Source organism: Paenibacillus sp. 1_12 (assembly GCF_900114475.1).
In the GTDB taxonomy this organism is placed as follows: Bacteria; Bacillota; Bacilli; order Paenibacillales; family NBRC-103111; genus Paenibacillus_S.
Genome location: NZ_FOTE01000010.1, coordinates 175,965 through 191,802 on the forward strand (window position 1 = coordinate 175,965; position 15,838 = coordinate 191,802).

Genomic DNA, 15,838 nt, shown 5'->3' on the forward strand with positions numbered 1-15,838 from the left:
GGCTCCTGTCCAGTAATAAAATGTGTGACACTTTATTATATCACTTTCGCCACTGCACAGGGAATAAAATCTGAAAATTTTTCGTCCTATACCACAATCTTTGCCAAAAAGTGAAACTAGCGTTCAATGAACGCAGCAGAACGACGCTAATATTATCATTGGAACGATTATCCAAAGCCATGTCGATCAGCATATCACTCATTTGCTGCAGATCCTGCTGTTCCTTCTCGCCTTCGCGGAGAAAGCGCTCTATCCTTGAATCGGGCAACCGATCGTAAAAGCCGTCACTACAAAGTAAAAACAAATGCTCCGGAACAAAAAAACCGCTACGTTTAATAAGCTTCAGTTTTTTCTGATAGCCAAGACATTCCATGAGCACATGACGCTTGGGATGCTTTCTCGCCTGCTGCCTCGATAATCTGCCTTTGCGAATCTGCTCGTAAATCCAGGATTGGTCTCGTGTTAACTGTCGAATATGCATCTTGGGGTTTACTTTGTAAATGCGGCAGTCTCCAATATGACAAAGAAAGTAGGTTTCATTCAGCAGAAAAAGCAGGGTCAGAGTCGTACCAACCTGATTGCCTGCATCCTTGCCGATTTGTATGAGTCGATCGTTAACCTCGTAAAAAAGCCGCTCGATGGAATTATCCAATTTGCCCCAAATGATTTTACGACGCAAAATAGAGGGGAGCTGTTTATCCAGCCAATGCCTGACAACCTCCGTTGCCACTTCGCTGGCTTTCCCCCCATCCCCACTCCCACCCATGCCATCAGCTATGACGGCAACTGCATAAGGTTCACCATTCTCCGTGGAACCGATTCGGAGCAGCGACCTATCCTCATTAATCATCCGAAACCAACCCGAATGGGTAGCCACTCCATACTGCCAGTTTACGGCAAACGTTGTTTTCAACCCTTACGACCCCATTTTAAATACAAATTCAGTGCTTATTACTCTAACTATATCACCTTCCATCAGAGAATACATCCGGTAAGGCACTAAAATTTCACCATTTTTGAAGGTTCCATTTCGAGATCCTAAATCTTTCAGCATATATTGTCCATTTTCCGACGTTAATTCCGTGTGCAGCCTAGATACGCCAGGCTCCTCAATTTCAAAATCAACTCCTGAGCCTGACCTGCCCAGCAAAAAAGGGAATTTCTCGAGCCAGATCACTTTACTTAACCCATTTGAGTTCCATTCAAAATAAGGTCGAGCTGTCTTCACACCAAGCTGCAAGGAGGAAACACTTAAAAAGACGGTCGCATCCTGAGATGATAGAAGAGTCGTGTGCTGTTCAAGATTTTTATAATAGGAATCGGTTTCCTTGGAAACGTCTGTCTCCTTCAAGCCTTCGAGTCTTGATTCCAATCGTGACTTGAATAATCCATCCGCTTCTGCAATTGTTTGACTTGCACTGTTCTTGTGTGATGAGTCCACAGTTTTTGGAGTATAGAAAGGCTGTAAGACTGAGGAACCCTGAAGCTGCTGACGTTCTTGGAAAAGCTCCTTATGAACCGAATCCCATGATGCAGGTTCGACCGTTTTCACTCCCGGCTTCCAGATTTTCAGTATAATAAAAACGAGATCGATAACAAGCAGAGACAAGCCACCGCATACATATAACCAGCCTTCAGTTGCATGATCCAGATACAGCTTCCAGATTAAACAAAAAGCAAGGACTCCGCTCAGCAGAGCAGGAAATCGAAATTTATTCTTCTTTTCAGCTTTCTCCTGCTTGTCATCCTCTTCAAACCAGGATGGTGAAAAAGCCGGTGGTGTATGCACAGGTGACGCGGCTTTTGTCTCAGCAGCTGCCGCCGCAGTCGGTATTGCTGCTTGAATCGGTGGCACAATTAATGGGACAGAGGGCGATGATTTGACTGAATGTGCAGCTGACGAGCTAGCACCGCTCAAAGAAGCATTCAAGGATTTCGAAACCGTAGAAGTAAATGTTTGCTGAGAAGGGACAACCTCCCTTTGCTGCGAACCAGACGATTGGTCATGAGGTATGGAGGTTTGTCCAAGTCGATTTCTATGCTTGAGCAGCAGCTGTTTAAAAACCGGTATGTTAAATGATTCTTCCATCAGGTAATTCATGATTTCCTGATAGCCACTCCCCGAAAGCTCGGATACTTTATGAATTAAGCGTGAGGCCAAATGCTGTAGGTCAACAGACAAGGTGTTTTTTTCAGTTAACGTGTCCTTCGGAATATAGGTTAAGTGAACATCAGTTAGATCTTCCCCACAATAGATGTAATCCTCTTTAAGCACATATCTGCCTTCCTGAAGCATGTAAATATTACTCTCTCCGACGATATCCACAATTGCAAATAACAAAGAAAAAAATTGTTTAATGTTTATATTTCCCATTCGCAGCCATTGAGTAAGCATTTTTTTGCCTGTAATATTGTAATATAGCTTAATCTGTTGATCATGCTCCTCAACTTGAAGATCAAGTAAATGCGGGACTTTGTTAGCAAGCAGCATGTTCACTTGAAAGCTTGAAAGCTGGTTCCTGTTCAGTCCGTCATCAGCAGACAGCACCATATAATGCCCATTACGAGTTGCAAAATCGACCTTTAAACCATATAACAGCGCATTCAAAGTTGTTGAACTCCTTTCCTAGCTAATTTGCCAAAATACTGTTGCAGTAGCAGGCATGACAGCCCACATAAACGGAAATCGAAGATGATGGGCTGATTTACGATAGGTATCCAGCGGTTTAAGCCGCTTCCAAATCATGATCCCCATCAACATTGTATAGATAGGTCCCCCGCGAGCCTTCCACTCACGTCGCCAGAACAAAATCAGACATCCGATCAATGCTGCATAAATTAATGAATACATCAAGCTTTGCAGTACAAATTCTCCACCGCTCAAGGCTCCAATCGCAGCAAAAAGCTTCACATCCCCTGCTCCAACTGCCCTGATCATATAAAGCAGAAGCAGAGGCGCAAATCCAAATAATGCACCCAGTAGTGCATAGCCAATACCCGCTCCACCTGAAATCAAAGCATGATAACCGATTCCCGCTATAAATCCTGCAGCGCATAGCAGATTAGGAATCTTTCTTTGGGTTATGTCAGTAATGAACGCGGCTGTGAGCAGCATGCCTGTCAATAGCATCATCCCCATCAGCTTCCCCCTACCCAAGCATGCTCATAGGCATGTTTACGAATCACAATTGCTTTTCTAAAAAAAGGAACCGTCAAAGGAACCTCATACTGGGCCTCAATTCCGATAAACGCTTCCTCTTTGTTGTTCAGATCGGGCATAATGACTTTCGTCACTTGCAGGCGTTCCGGCTTCAAACGGGATTTGTTGGCATACGTAACGACCAGTGGTGTGACTGCGCTGTTCAGCATTGGTTTGTATATGGCCTCGATTTGCTGCTTAGCCTCCTCAGTCCCGGATTGACTCATAGCTTCAAGCTGCTCCCTCTGATTTTTTTCCCATTGCATCAGCTTGATGACTGGCTCTGGAATCCATCTCTCGTATTCATCAACAAATTCCTCCCCTTGTACAGCCTTTGACTTGACCATATCGATTTTATCCAACGTTGTATCCATCAGTCCCTTGGCCGAGCTTTGGTCCCACTTGGATTTAGTTTCCTGATAGAGCAGATCAATCGAATACATATTGGTTGCGACCACCTTCGTCGTATCGGATACTGCGGATTGTAAAGCCATTTCTGCTAATGAAACCTGGATAAATGCAATTAACAATAAAATAAAAGATAAAAATAGTGGCAAAACGAGCGAAGCCTCCAATACGATACCACCATCTTGCTTATCAAGGAACTTCACTTTTCACCTCCCAAATTTTTCGTAGAAAACTCACTTCGAAATCTATACTCCGTTTTCTTGGAACTTACTCTGTAAGCTCATTCATTTTCGCAGAAAATTACAAAAGCGAATCTCAACTTCCAATAAACTTGCCGTGAAAGCTTAAGACGTCTGACTAATAAGACATTGCACCCGTTTTGATCAATTGACATCGATTCAAGGTGACCTCACAAGGAAATAATTCAGCAGATCCGAGCAATTTCATGATTCCCGGTAAAAACCACAGCCTTATCGAGGTAGCTGCGGTACCTGACACATACGTTGTACTTAACTGCAGGTCCTTCCCCGTGTTTAATTGGATCAAGCCCTGCATGCGGGACATCAGCACCTTATCTCTGCTATGCAAAAGAAGAAAAATTCGTAAATAATCTTTATACGTTAATGTAACGAGACTACCTAGCTTTTTAGCCAGTGGGACGGCATCTCCCTGTACCAGCTTGACCATATCCAGTTGTGCTTTAATGGCACCTTCGGCTACTGCTGCCAGCAGCATCAGCAAGGGAGAACCCGCGTTCATCGCTTGAATATGCGGCTCCATTAAGGCTTCTGCAGTACCTACTGCCAAACGAAATGCGAACATTTCGCCATAGGCCATTGAGTAATTACTCAAGCAGGAATTACCTCCATACAACAAATATTCAACCTCTTGATTCGTCAATGGGTGGCGGTCGGGCTGTGACGCTTCTCTGGACACCTTAATGGAACCACTCACATCTTTTTCCAGCCCCAACGTACGGTAATTGAATTTGCTCAGTGCATATTCATCCATATAAAACTCATCCCGTACATCGGTCAGTATGGATTCAAATGAAGTAATTAAACTCATCGCACTGTCATTCGCTTTATCGGCATCCTTGAAATCCAGGTTAGGAACAGGTTGAGCGATATTGGCTTGTTCGTTAGTCATCATGTAACCCTGATAATAACCAACTGTACCCTTAGAAGGATCTCCTTGAAGCCTAATATAACTTGCTTTATAAGGGTCCGTAGTTTCAATCAGACTGCAGCTGCCCATTGCCTTCATAATCTGATCAAGATAAGGTTGGGCCTTTTTCCTTTGTTCCTTTTTCGAAGTCTTTACACTGTCCTTATTCTTATTCCGAGCCATTTCCTTTGGACTTTGCTTGGTAAACAAATCATTCGCCTGCTGCCAAAATGATTCATTCGCTCTAACCGCATTCTGATAGTTTTGTGCATCAAACAGCCAGATACTGCCTAGCTGTGCCTGTAGACCCGAAAATAGAGCCACACTAGATGCTGCTTGAGCTCCATAATCATCCAATTCCTGCCTGCTGATCTTATATATATTTTGAAATACCTGATTTGCAGGAAAATCAGACGTACCGCTAGAACCGGATTCTATTGTGCTCAGCTCTGCGTTTAATTTATCATTAGCGGTTTTGGCCAAATTAAGCGCCGTTTCGAACTTTTCGAGAGAGCTTTTTAAAGCATTTAAATCTGTTGTCGATCGAAGCTTAAGTATGGTAAGTAAGCTGGCATATTTAATCGTATCCTCCAGCAGCTGCTCCAAGTCGCTTACTTTTTTAAATATCTCGTTCAACTGCTCATTCAGCTTATTTCTGCTTTCAGAAAGGCCACGAATCGAATCAGCAGCTCCTGCACCGGCCTTCGCCAATGAATCAATGCTTTTATCAATACTTTTGATTTGCTCCTCCAAATTCTTCAAATGATCCTTTGCTTCAGTCAGAGACTGCCTGACCTCATCTACGTTATGAATGCCCACCTTTTCACTTAATTTGTTTAAATCTGATAGTTGAGTTTTATAAAACGGATGCATAGTTTGCGCCTTTTTATACATGGTTTCCCATTCATCCCACGCATCGTCCAGCTTGTCATCACGATTCTCAATCCATTTTTCAATGGAAATTGCATTTTTAGAAAATTTCTGTGCTTGAGACATTGTTGTTGAAAGGCCTGTCTTTTTAAATTTATCTATTAATTCCAAGGAATAAATCATTGGAGCCCGATATTTCATATCTTCCAAAACTTGTTTCTTAAATATTTTATGATTGGCTAATGTATACATCGAAGTCATACTTGAATCATCTTTTTCCAAACGATGGTCAATAAATTGGAAATGAGCTGCCTGAATAGAACCGGAGAGATTGCCGTCCACTGTTTTTAGAAATAAGGCTTCAGTCTTTTCCAGTTCCTGATCGAGAGCAAATAATCCGTAATTGTGCAGCTGTGGGGAGAAGGCAGATAGTACAGATCGAACTCCTGTTTTGACCGCATTTTCAGCTTCCTTCTCGGCAACCTTAATACGCGAGAAATCAATCAGCAGTGCACAAAATAAAAAGATAGGTACAAGAATCAATATTAAATACAAGGAGACTGCACCTTGCTGTTCCTTTATCAGCCTCCGCAGCCGGTTCAAACGCATCCCTCCCGTTACTCATGGATCACAATTACGATGCCTTTACGCTGAAGCTCTTGTCGAAAGCCCGCAGATAAAATTACCGTATCTCTGTTAGATTGCTTAAAGAAATGCCAGACGACGCCTTTGATTTGAGTACCTTCTTGCAGAAGCTCTGCATCCTTAGGCATTTGTACTTGTCGCAGTTGACTTTCAGTAAAGGTATAAAAGGCTTGATGTGCAACCTGATTGGCATCCAAGGCATCTAAGTGGCGCTCTGTTGCAGCATTCACCTTGACAGTTATGGCTTTGCCGTTTACAAGCGTTTGTAAATACTTAACTGCACTCGCATGGCTATCAATGACAACCCTCTGCTCAGGAACTGAGGTTGGCTCCGTAAAAGTTTCAACTGCAGCACGCGGCGACAATCGTCCCTTTACTTCACTGATAAACGTTCGAGTCAGATCAATAATACGAATAGATTCTACGGGATCAACCACTTGAGCTTGTGCAGAAGATTCCACATCATGAAAAAGCAGCTTTTCTGCATACTTAGGTGTATGGAACGGTTTATTCAAATATATGGATACTTCTCTAAATATGCCGCTATTCCGGTACTGTATCGTCCCCTTCCATTCCTTGGAGATTGCAGCACCCACACGACGCAGCTTTCCCTCAGGACCTCGATCTCCATTAGTGACTGCAGTAGGCAAAGTTATTTGAGAAGCAGCATTGGGAATCAGAAACGCAAATAGATCCGAAATGCTGTCACTATGCAGCCGCCAATACAATCCATCATCCTCACCAACATTATAGGCACCCGTGACCGTATTTTTCGTGCTGTTATCCCAAACAAAAGCAGCACGGTCAGCCGCAATCCCTGCAGATTGCTGTGCGGATGATGATTGAAAAACGAATAGTGCCAAGAATAAGAGCGACAAGGTGCTGATCAGAATAAGGGGCATCACAAAGCTGGCCTCAATGGTAAACGTTCCGTGGGTTTCGTGGAGCAGTCTGGTATATGCCGACTTGTTCATGGGATTAGGATTGCTATTACTTGTTCTCAGGGATTCACCTTACCTGCATCTTTTTTAAGAGTATCCGTCATCGTACCCTCGCCTTTAAACGAATCATTTGTCGACGTAAAAAGCTCTTCGATCCATTTAATAATCCACTTACGAAACGCAATGGCAACAATAACCAGCACCGCAACAATTAACAAAATTTCAAGTGTACCTAATCCTTCCTCATCGCTCCACAATTTCTGAATACCTTTATTGATTATACTTATATTCATCATACTTACACGCTCCATCCTCATTGTAGTCAGTTCATCACATACGTAAATTGTTTACCATTATTGGTCCATCATCAAAATTGCCGGTGCCGCTACCACGATCATGACGACCATAAATATAAACACCATCGGAAATACCATTTTGGAGGACGCTTCTTCTCCCAACGTTTTGGCTATTGCTTTTCGTTTTTCCCATAGTGTAAAAGATAGCTCCTTCAGCGACATGACCAGCTCATCTCCACCTCTTTTGTAATTGAGCAGCAGTGTGGTCGTGAATAAGGATACCTCCTGTATCCCGCAGCGTTTGTTGAAATCCTCCATCGATTTGGTAAAAGAGGCGTTCATCCCGATTTCATAAGCGGCGATTGCCAGCTCGGATAATAAAGGGCTTTGTTGTACATTCGGATTTCGTTCGATACAGCGCAATAATGCTTTCTGAACGGTTTCTCCTGCATTGACGAGCAGCACAATTTGATTCACCATTTCCGGCAGATCAAGCAGCATTTGTCTTTTTTTCTTGAGAAGCTGACTTGCCAAATTTTTGTACAGGAGAAACGGTAAAAAGATAACAAGTCCTCCTCCATAACCAAGCATTTCCGCACCGACATCCGAAGCCCATCCAAGAAAAGTACTTCCTATGACGATCAAAATCGAATACGTAAAGACTCCTGCAATAAAGCATTTGGTGCGAATCATGGCGGTCTTGCTTCCGTACAAGCCAAACATGATATGATGTATCCTCGAAATACTTTCAGGCAGACGATCGGCAATCCTGAGCTTATCCATTAGCCACAACGATACGGGCGCAGCAACTGAAGGCTTTAGATACATCTGGTTGTCTTTGACGAAACCTTTATATACTGGGGTTGCCAGCATTAGAAGGACTCCAGCTATCACAAGCTCCACACACAGTAGTGCCAGCATGTACAAGTGATCATCACACCTTAATATTCATAATCATTTTTGTAATCCCAAAACATCCAAGTAATATTAGTAAAGCTGCGGTCATAATCAAATATCCCGTTATCCCTTTGTAAATAGGTTCCATATAGTCAGGGGAACTGAAGCTAAGCACCGCAATTACGATAACAGGTGCAAAAGCAAGAACTCTCGATTCAAAACGCTTTTGTGCCATCATGACCGAAATTTCCTGCTGAATATCCAACTTTTCCTGGATAATGGAGGCGGTACGACGGATTACATGAACCAGATTGCCGCCCGTTCGCTTGCAGGTTGCAAATACTTCCGTAAACTGCTGGATATCATCGATCTGTGTTCGCTCACTCAAATCCTTAAGTGCCATTTCAATCGTTTCCCCATTTTCAATGCGCCGATTAATCGTTTCCAGCTCCTTCACAATAAGTGCCCGCGGATCCGGATACAATAATCTTAAATCAACCAGTGTTTCCTGAAATGCATTCTCAACCGATTTGCCAGCCCCCAATGCCGATGACAACGAAGCCAATGCTTGCTTGAATTGCAATTGAAGCAACGCCTTGCGTTTACGTGTAAGATCTTTTCTGCGGATTTTGGGATAGTAAAGTCCGGCTAATGAGATGAGTATTGCAGCAAGCACATTCTGATAAAATACGTAACCAATCCCACCCAAAATCCCCATTGCTATAACCACGGTAACGATCGTTTCTGTTAAAGTCATCTCGTACACATTGTACTGGAGCAGTTGAGGACCCTTTGTTATCCTTTTAGATTCACTTTTAGATTCATTCGAGCGTTTGGAAGAAAAAAAGATCCACAACCCTCCACCCAGCAGTACTGCTATCACAATAATATACAGGCCATGGCCTCCTTTCCTTTGTCGTACCGGTACACCTTATAAAGCGTAACCCGACATTGCTAGCTTATCTTGTTTGGTCAGCACATTCCCGGTCGGTTGTAGCTCACCGATCACTCGTCCTTCTTGGTCATCTCCCCTTTCAACAAATTCGAACAACCGATTTAACTTTACCTCGCCTCCCTCCATACCGATGATTTCACTGATCTCGGTCACTCTGCGCGAACGGTCCCGAAGCCGATGGAGGTGAATCATGATATCAATAGCTGAGCAAATTTGTTTGCGAACAACCTCAACCGGCAGTGCTGCGCCGCTCAACACCATCGTTTCTAGTCGGCTCAGCATATCCGTACTTGAATTAGCATGGCCAGTGGAGAGTGACCCATCATGCCCGGTGTTCATGGCTGATAGCATATCTAACGCCTCTGCGCCGCGCACTTCACCGACAATAATTCGATTCGGTCTCATCCGCAACGAGGAACGGATCAAGTCACGGATCGTGATCTCGCCTTTACCTTCCGTATTGGCATTTCGAGTCTCCATGCGCACCAGATTTGGTACCGTTCTGATTTGCAGCTCGGCTGAATCCTCAATAGTAATAATCCTTTCATCCTCGGGAATATATTGCGACAAAGCATTCAGAAAGGTTGTTTTTCCAGAGCCTGTACCGCCTCCAATGAACAGATTATATTTGGCCTTCACCAAATTTGTCAGAAAATCAGCAGCTTCTTGGGTCAATGCCCCCTTAGCTATTAAATTGTCCAGCGTCAATGGGGATTCCGGGAATTTACGAATCGTCATGGCAGGTCCCTCAAGTGCAATAGGTGAAAGGACAACATTCACACGGGAGCCGTCCAGCAGCCTTGCGTCTACTATCGGATTAGCCTCATTGACCGCACGGTTCACCTTGGCAACAATCGCCTGGATAACATCCTCCAGCTTCTCCTTGCTTTCGAATTTCACTTCCGTTAATCGGACACGACCCTCCTGCTCGATAAAAATTTGATCATGACGATTTATCATAATTTCAGTGACCGCCGGGTTATCAACTAAGGGCTGCAGAACATCTAAACCTCGAAAGGAGTTAAACAGTCTCAGTACGAGAGCATGCTTTTGCCCTGCGGTCTGATAGCGGTCAAAGGATCGTGCGAATACCTCCTGCTCCACCATATCCATCAGCTGCTGGTCTGTGACGGAGAAAGATAAATCGAGTTTCTCTTTGATTGCTTGCTTTAACCCAGTAAAATCTTCATCCGACAGCATACGTATGCGCCTCCGCCTGGAATGGGGATAGTAATGAAAGCTTTGACAGCCCTTCACTGAAAACCCCTCTTACCTGCAAGATTTCAACACCTGCATATGATTTCCATTCCGGTATGTAAGGTAAATATCCTGAGATCGCAACAGGCAGAATTGAGCGTTCATTCAATAAATTTCCATTAAATTTATTCACAACTACATAAAGCTTACGTCCCCAATCCACCTCATAATCATCATGGCTTGAAAGCAGCTGATTCATTAATGCTTGTGTCTTCTCCCAATGAACACGATCATCCAGCACTAACCATACAACCTGATCACTGATCCGAAGCGCAGCTTTAGTTCTGTGTTGAAGCGCTGAATCTAAATCGAGAATGATATAATCATAAGCCCCCGTTGCAAGCACCGAACGTATCAATGATTGTGTATCCTTTTCCGAGATTTCCTCCATTTCTGCTGGCTCGCACACACCAGGAAAATAATCAAAACCCATAACCGGGTGCTGCCTCTTATAAAGCTCTACCTTTGCTGTCTGCAAGTGTTCACCGATTTTCCCATAATACAAAATGCGCGAGAAATTATTTTCTGTCTGCTTTAACCCGCTCTCAAGCCATGAGTAGGACGGCATCTGCTCCAGGTTCAAATAAAAAATACGTTTCCCCTGATAAACTAGCTCTCGCGCCAGATGAGCCGCAGTCACCGTTTTACCGCTGCCACCCACTGCGGAGTATACTGAAATAACCTCTGCTGAATGATCACCTCTTAGTCTTGGGCTCGTTGTATACTCATTAAAATGAGAAATAATGTGTGAAAAAAACTGATTCAGCGGCTGGTACTTGCACAAGACTGGATATTCCATCACGTCGGCTGCCACAGAAGTATCGCTTAGAATGATCAAACAACCGTGCTGCTGCTGAAAAACTCTTTCCGGGAGCGGCATAAAGCTTTCATGCACAAGTAAAATATACGGTTCTTTGGACCGCTCAATATAATCAAAGCCTTGTTCTTTGTTTGAAAACGTCGTGAACATGAACTTTTCTGCATGCTCAGAGGTTCGAATATAGGAAGAACACATATCAACGAAATAACGATCTTCCTCCAACAAAACAAGTCTCATTTTCACCAAACCGATGTAACCCTCCTCCGTTATTGTCATTCCAATATGAACCGCGATTCATTTTTTACAAAGATTTCTTGTTGCAATTAGCGCTTCTACATCTCCCCCTTTACCTGCATGATTCCACTGGCAAAAAGAATGACCGCCACAATGGCCAGTACAATGGCAGCCTTTACGTTATTGTTAATGTGCGCTCCTCCTTTCCCTAATACGAACGAAAAAAAAGCACCGCTAAACAAGAAAATTTCTTGTTTAGCGGTGCTTCCGCATTTGTTTTTCATATTTACGTTGATTATAGCACAATAAATGGATTTTTCAACCATTATATTGTAAATTTCATCTGTAAAGATGAGTCTCCCATTAAAAGAAATCAGGATTCAATAATTTGAATCAGCATTCCAAATAAATATTCCAATTCGGTAATCGAGATATCGAGGGCTTTGGCTTGAAGAGAAAAGCTGAGATTTGGGCTATCCTTGAACAATCTTAATAAATCTATTAACCGGTTTAAGGATGGGTTATCTATCTCAGAGCTTTTTCTTTTATAAACATGATTAGAACCGACCTGCTCAATAATCCCAAAGTCGATCAGTTTATTAATCCATTTACTAATATCCGCGTGGGTCACGTCTAGAAAGTTAGCCATTACTTTAAGAGGAAGTGTACAACTGCCCTCCTCCAAGCATTTGAGGTCTATGAGTTTAAGCAGCCTATTGTAATTTTCAATACGTTGGATCAGAGGATCTACAATATCTGCAGTAAATAATGGTTGCATACATTCTCCATGAATTCGTAATTAAAAAGCATGATGACAAACTGCTGCTTAAGCTTACGTTATCCAAACAAAAAGCAATGCAAGATGGCTGGATCCCTTGAACAAGCAAAATGGATTTATTGGCAGTCATCCCCATTCCTGTTCTCGCATGGAAAACCATATATCCATTTATCGAACCAGGAGTTCTAGTTGAAAGGCGGCTGATTCGTCTCCTGCATATAGCATATCGCTTGATCGTAAGCATCAGGAGTCATATAGTTAAGGGCAAGCGTATATTTATTGGATTGGAAAAACATCCGAACTAAAGAACTGCTAGTTTGCATATAAGGTGAGTACGGTGATAAATAAATCGTATCTGCTTCCGTCGAATTACGAACAAATTGCTCCAGTTGGAGCTCGTAATCCAAATCAGTTGCATTACGAATTCCCCGAATCACGACATCAATTTTCTGCTCATTGATATAATTGGCCACGATGCCTTCAAACGGAACAATGTGGGCGCGCGTTCTATATTCCGCAGGAATCGACAGTCTTACTAATTCTGTTCTTTGCTGCAGTGTGAAATAATGGGACTTGGCCCGATTATTAGCAATAATGATATGTACTTCGTCAAACAAGTTAAAAGCACGTTCAATTACTGATACATGTCCTAAGGTAATAGGGTCAAAGCTTCCTGCGTATACAGCTTTCATGAGTACTCACTCCTTAGCAGCTACAAGTCTGTTAAACACTGCTTATCCTACGGGCCTCAATAATTGTATTATTATTCCATTCATCTCATGAAATACAGAAATAGTCGCGAATGCTCAAGCTTTACCCATTATGATCAGGCTTCGGTACTTATTTCAAATTTTTCACGGCAATTTCCCATAGAGCCTTTGGTTTACCATAACGATGCAGGACAGCTTCTTCTATGTAAGTGATTTGCCATTGATCAAATAGCTGCTCAAGACGATCCTTATCAAAAAATCTCTTCCTGTGCCCTTCATGCTCATAGTACCCCGGCTCGATTTCCTGGCCAATTCCAGCTCCAAAGTTCACATCCTTGATAGAATTCACTCTGCAAAGTAAATAACCACCTGGATGCAAAACACGCTGCAGCTCTTTGGTAATTGCTAGTGTCGCTTCCCATGAAAAGTAGTGTAAACTCAAATCAGCGATAATTACTATCGCACTTTGATCTGCAAAAGGCAGCGGCTCCAGCAGATTCAGCTGAAGTGTTTCCACAAGTGGAATATGCTGCCGCACTTTCTGCAGAGCTTCCTCTGACCAGTCACAGGAGATGACTTCGAAGCCGCGTTCGGACAGAAACAGACTGTCACACCCTATTCCACAGCCGAGGTCAAGAACAGCTATGTTTTTGGAGGCTTCAAGTAAATTTGTATGCTTTATAAGCCAATCGTCATATACTGGAGGCTTATCTTCTTCTTTTATATTATAAATAGAGCTCCATTTTGATTTCTCATCATTTCCTGCATACTCTCTTGTCATTCTGAGCCTGGCCTCCTTCATCAATTTCACGAATCGTGCTTATGTGCTTCTTGTAAGCCTGCTGCTATGACTTGATGAAAAACAAGGTAAGCTCCTCACGATTATGGAATAATTGTTTGGCCTTTTGTACAGTAAGATCCGGGGATAAATCACCCACAAGCTCCCGAACCGTTTGAAAAGCCTTTTTATGCATCAATTTAACCGTAATGATTGCCGTTCCACCTGTAATAAGTGCTGGCAAAAGTCCTTTAATAAGCTTACCCATTTGTCTTGGACTCCAGCTCATATCACATACGATCAATTCAAAGGAATCATCCTTCAGCTTCACATCAGCAGCGTTTTTTTGATGAAAGGTCAGATTTTTGTTTTTTAGCAAATCCTTATCCAGCTTGGCGGGATCGATTGCTGTTACCTTGATTCCCCGTTCGAGCAGCAGTGAAGTCCAGCCACCCGGAGCAGCACCAACATCCAGTGCTGTCTTGTATTGTGTTAAATCGAGACCAAACACCTGCTCAGCCTCCAGCAGCTTGAATTTAGCACGAGACAGCTGGCCTTCTTCTTTACGAAAGCGTATCGCTCCTCCAGACCAGTCAGACAAGTTTTCTTCCGGCTTGGAGAGTCCGATATAAGCACTCCCAGGAACCAGATAGAGGGAAACAATAAATTCTGAGCCCTTGGCAACAGGTACTGTCGCATAGGTTTCGGTCAATATATGATCAATCGCTTGTTTATATTCACCTTGAGAAACACCCGTCGTTAACTCCTCGGTTTTACGAACCTGTACCGCAATCAAGCTCTCTGCATTTAGTTGTATAGAACCAGTAACCCAAGTCAGCAGTGATGCCAACTCGCCATCCCAAACAAGCTCCGCATCTACAGGCTGAATATGACGGAGAAACATCGGCTCTTGCGTTGTTAGCTTGTTAATAACATCAGATTTACTTACAGGAAGCTGGAAAAGAAAGATTTCATTGGGAACCAGATGTGTAAATTTGATAGGCGATCCGAATAACCTCAAAACTTCTTCCTGAGCCTGCTGTCCATAGCCGCGATTGGCCGTACCGATAAAAGTGCTGCTTTGCAGCTCATCCACATTCATCATCCGAGCACCTTTATCCAAGGACGGCCTTGAAACCACTCCAGAGTAACCGGAACCTGAAAAGCTTTCAACAAATTCTCTTCATTCAATACGTCTTCCTTATTGCCTGAGGCCACAAGCTTACCATCATCAATCAACGCAACATGTGTGAACATCGGCATAATTTCCTCGATATGATGTGTGACGTACAATACGGTAATATTTTGCTTGCCTAACCGATTAACGGTTTCCAGCAGCCGTTCCCGCTCAAACAAATCCAATCCCGAGCAAGGCTCGTCCATAATTAAAATCGAGGGACTGGTCATTAAAGCCCGTGCCAGCATCACTTTTTTGCGTTCCCCTTGAGAAAGTGTGCCAAGTGGCTGCTCGGCCAAGTGTGAAAGGCGAATTTCATCCAGCATCCCCAGTGCCTTGGTACGTACCTCGGGCGATATTTCCTGATAAAAACGCAAAAAAGCATACTCGCCGGTAGCAATGACTTCCCATACGGGATCGGCCGGATTCAGCTTCTCATATAAGGACTGACTGATGTACCCGATTTTTTTGCGTACTTCTCTTACATCACATTGACCATAAATCTGATCCAGAACCTGTACCTGGCCTTTGCTCGGGAATTGGTATCCGTTAATCATCTCCAGAATCGTTGTTTTACCCGATCCGTTTTTCCCGAGAACGACCCAATGCTCACCTGTGTTTACCTGAAGCTCAATATTCGATAAAATCGCCCGTTCTTCACGGATAAAATGTACATTGCTTAATGATATAATGTGCTGCATATTAC

General features: G+C 43.2%; 16 protein-coding genes. All 16 read right to left on the reverse strand.

Features of this window, described 5'->3' with window-relative positions:
- Window positions 1-40: 40 nt before the first annotated feature.
- The gene (locus BM210_RS21785; protein ID WP_091173419.1) at window positions 41-913 is read right to left on the reverse strand and encodes a PP2C family protein-serine/threonine phosphatase; all 873 of its coding nucleotides are present in this window, start codon (window positions 911-913) and stop codon (window positions 41-43) included.
- Window positions 914-916: 3 nt separating this feature from the next.
- Complete coding sequence (locus BM210_RS21790; RefSeq protein WP_091173422.1) at window positions 917-2,608, reverse strand: DUF6382 domain-containing protein; 1,692 nt, start codon at window positions 2,606-2,608, stop codon at window positions 917-919.
- An 18-nt stretch (window positions 2,609-2,626) separates the two neighbouring features.
- Window positions 2,627-3,139, reverse strand: coding sequence for an A24 family peptidase (locus BM210_RS21795; RefSeq protein WP_091173424.1), 513 nt, complete (start codon window positions 3,137-3,139; stop codon window positions 2,627-2,629).
- A complete protein-coding gene (locus tag BM210_RS21800) occupies window positions 3,139-3,810 on the reverse strand; it encodes a hypothetical protein (RefSeq protein WP_091173426.1) in 672 nt (223 codons plus the stop codon). The genes BM210_RS21795 and BM210_RS21800 overlap by 1 nt, the downstream gene beginning before the upstream one ends.
- Before the next feature lie 154 nt (window positions 3,811-3,964).
- Entirely contained in the window at window positions 3,965-6,247 is a 2,283-nt protein-coding gene (locus BM210_RS21805; RefSeq protein WP_256223905.1) for a hypothetical protein, read from the reverse strand.
- A 14-nt stretch (window positions 6,248-6,261) separates the two neighbouring features.
- Window positions 6,262-7,263: a hypothetical protein gene (locus BM210_RS21810; protein WP_091173428.1), complete on the reverse strand. Its 1,002-nt coding sequence runs from the start codon at window positions 7,261-7,263 to the stop codon at window positions 6,262-6,264.
- Between the two features lie 26 nt (window positions 7,264-7,289).
- Window positions 7,290-7,526 carry a Flp1 family type IVb pilin gene (locus tag BM210_RS21815; protein WP_371263515.1) on the reverse strand — a complete coding sequence of 79 codons (237 nt, stop codon included), beginning with the start codon at window positions 7,524-7,526 and terminating at the stop codon, window positions 7,290-7,292.
- Between the two features lie 57 nt (window positions 7,527-7,583).
- Complete coding sequence (locus BM210_RS21820) at window positions 7,584-8,399, reverse strand: type II secretion system F family protein (RefSeq protein WP_256223907.1); 816 nt, start codon at window positions 8,397-8,399, stop codon at window positions 7,584-7,586.
- A 61-nt stretch (window positions 8,400-8,460) separates the two neighbouring features.
- Entirely contained in the window at window positions 8,461-9,180 is a 720-nt protein-coding gene (locus BM210_RS21825; protein WP_091173594.1) for a type II secretion system F family protein, read from the reverse strand.
- A 174-nt stretch (window positions 9,181-9,354) separates the two neighbouring features.
- Window positions 9,355-10,578: a TadA family conjugal transfer-associated ATPase gene (locus tag BM210_RS21830; RefSeq protein WP_091173430.1), complete on the reverse strand. Its 1,224-nt coding sequence runs from the start codon at window positions 10,576-10,578 to the stop codon at window positions 9,355-9,357.
- On the reverse strand, window positions 10,565-11,692 hold the full coding sequence (locus BM210_RS21835) for an AAA family ATPase (RefSeq protein ID WP_256223918.1): 1,128 nt from the start codon (window positions 11,690-11,692) through the stop codon (window positions 10,565-10,567). The genes BM210_RS21830 and BM210_RS21835 overlap by 14 nt, the downstream gene beginning before the upstream one ends.
- A gap of 370 nt (window positions 11,693-12,062) precedes the next feature.
- Window positions 12,063-12,467, reverse strand: a complete 405-nt coding sequence (locus BM210_RS21845; RefSeq protein ID WP_091173437.1) for a hypothetical protein — start codon at window positions 12,465-12,467, stop codon at window positions 12,063-12,065.
- A 185-nt stretch (window positions 12,468-12,652) separates the two neighbouring features.
- Entirely contained in the window at window positions 12,653-13,159 is a 507-nt protein-coding gene (gene coaD / locus BM210_RS21850; protein WP_091173439.1) for a pantetheine-phosphate adenylyltransferase, read from the reverse strand.
- 148 nt (window positions 13,160-13,307) lie between these two features.
- Window positions 13,308-13,958, reverse strand: a complete 651-nt coding sequence (locus BM210_RS21855; RefSeq protein ID WP_091173441.1) for a class I SAM-dependent methyltransferase — start codon at window positions 13,956-13,958, stop codon at window positions 13,308-13,310.
- Window positions 13,959-14,022: 64 nt separating this feature from the next.
- Window positions 14,023-15,060, reverse strand: coding sequence for an SAM-dependent methyltransferase (locus tag BM210_RS21860; protein WP_371263516.1), 1,038 nt, complete (start codon window positions 15,058-15,060; stop codon window positions 14,023-14,025).
- Window positions 15,057-15,833 (reverse strand): ABC transporter ATP-binding protein, encoded by a 777-nt coding sequence (locus BM210_RS21865; protein ID WP_091173446.1) that lies wholly within the window; start codon window positions 15,831-15,833, stop codon window positions 15,057-15,059. Before BM210_RS21865 ends, BM210_RS21860 begins: the two co-directional genes overlap by 4 nt.
- Between the last annotated feature and the right edge of the window lie 5 nt (window positions 15,834-15,838).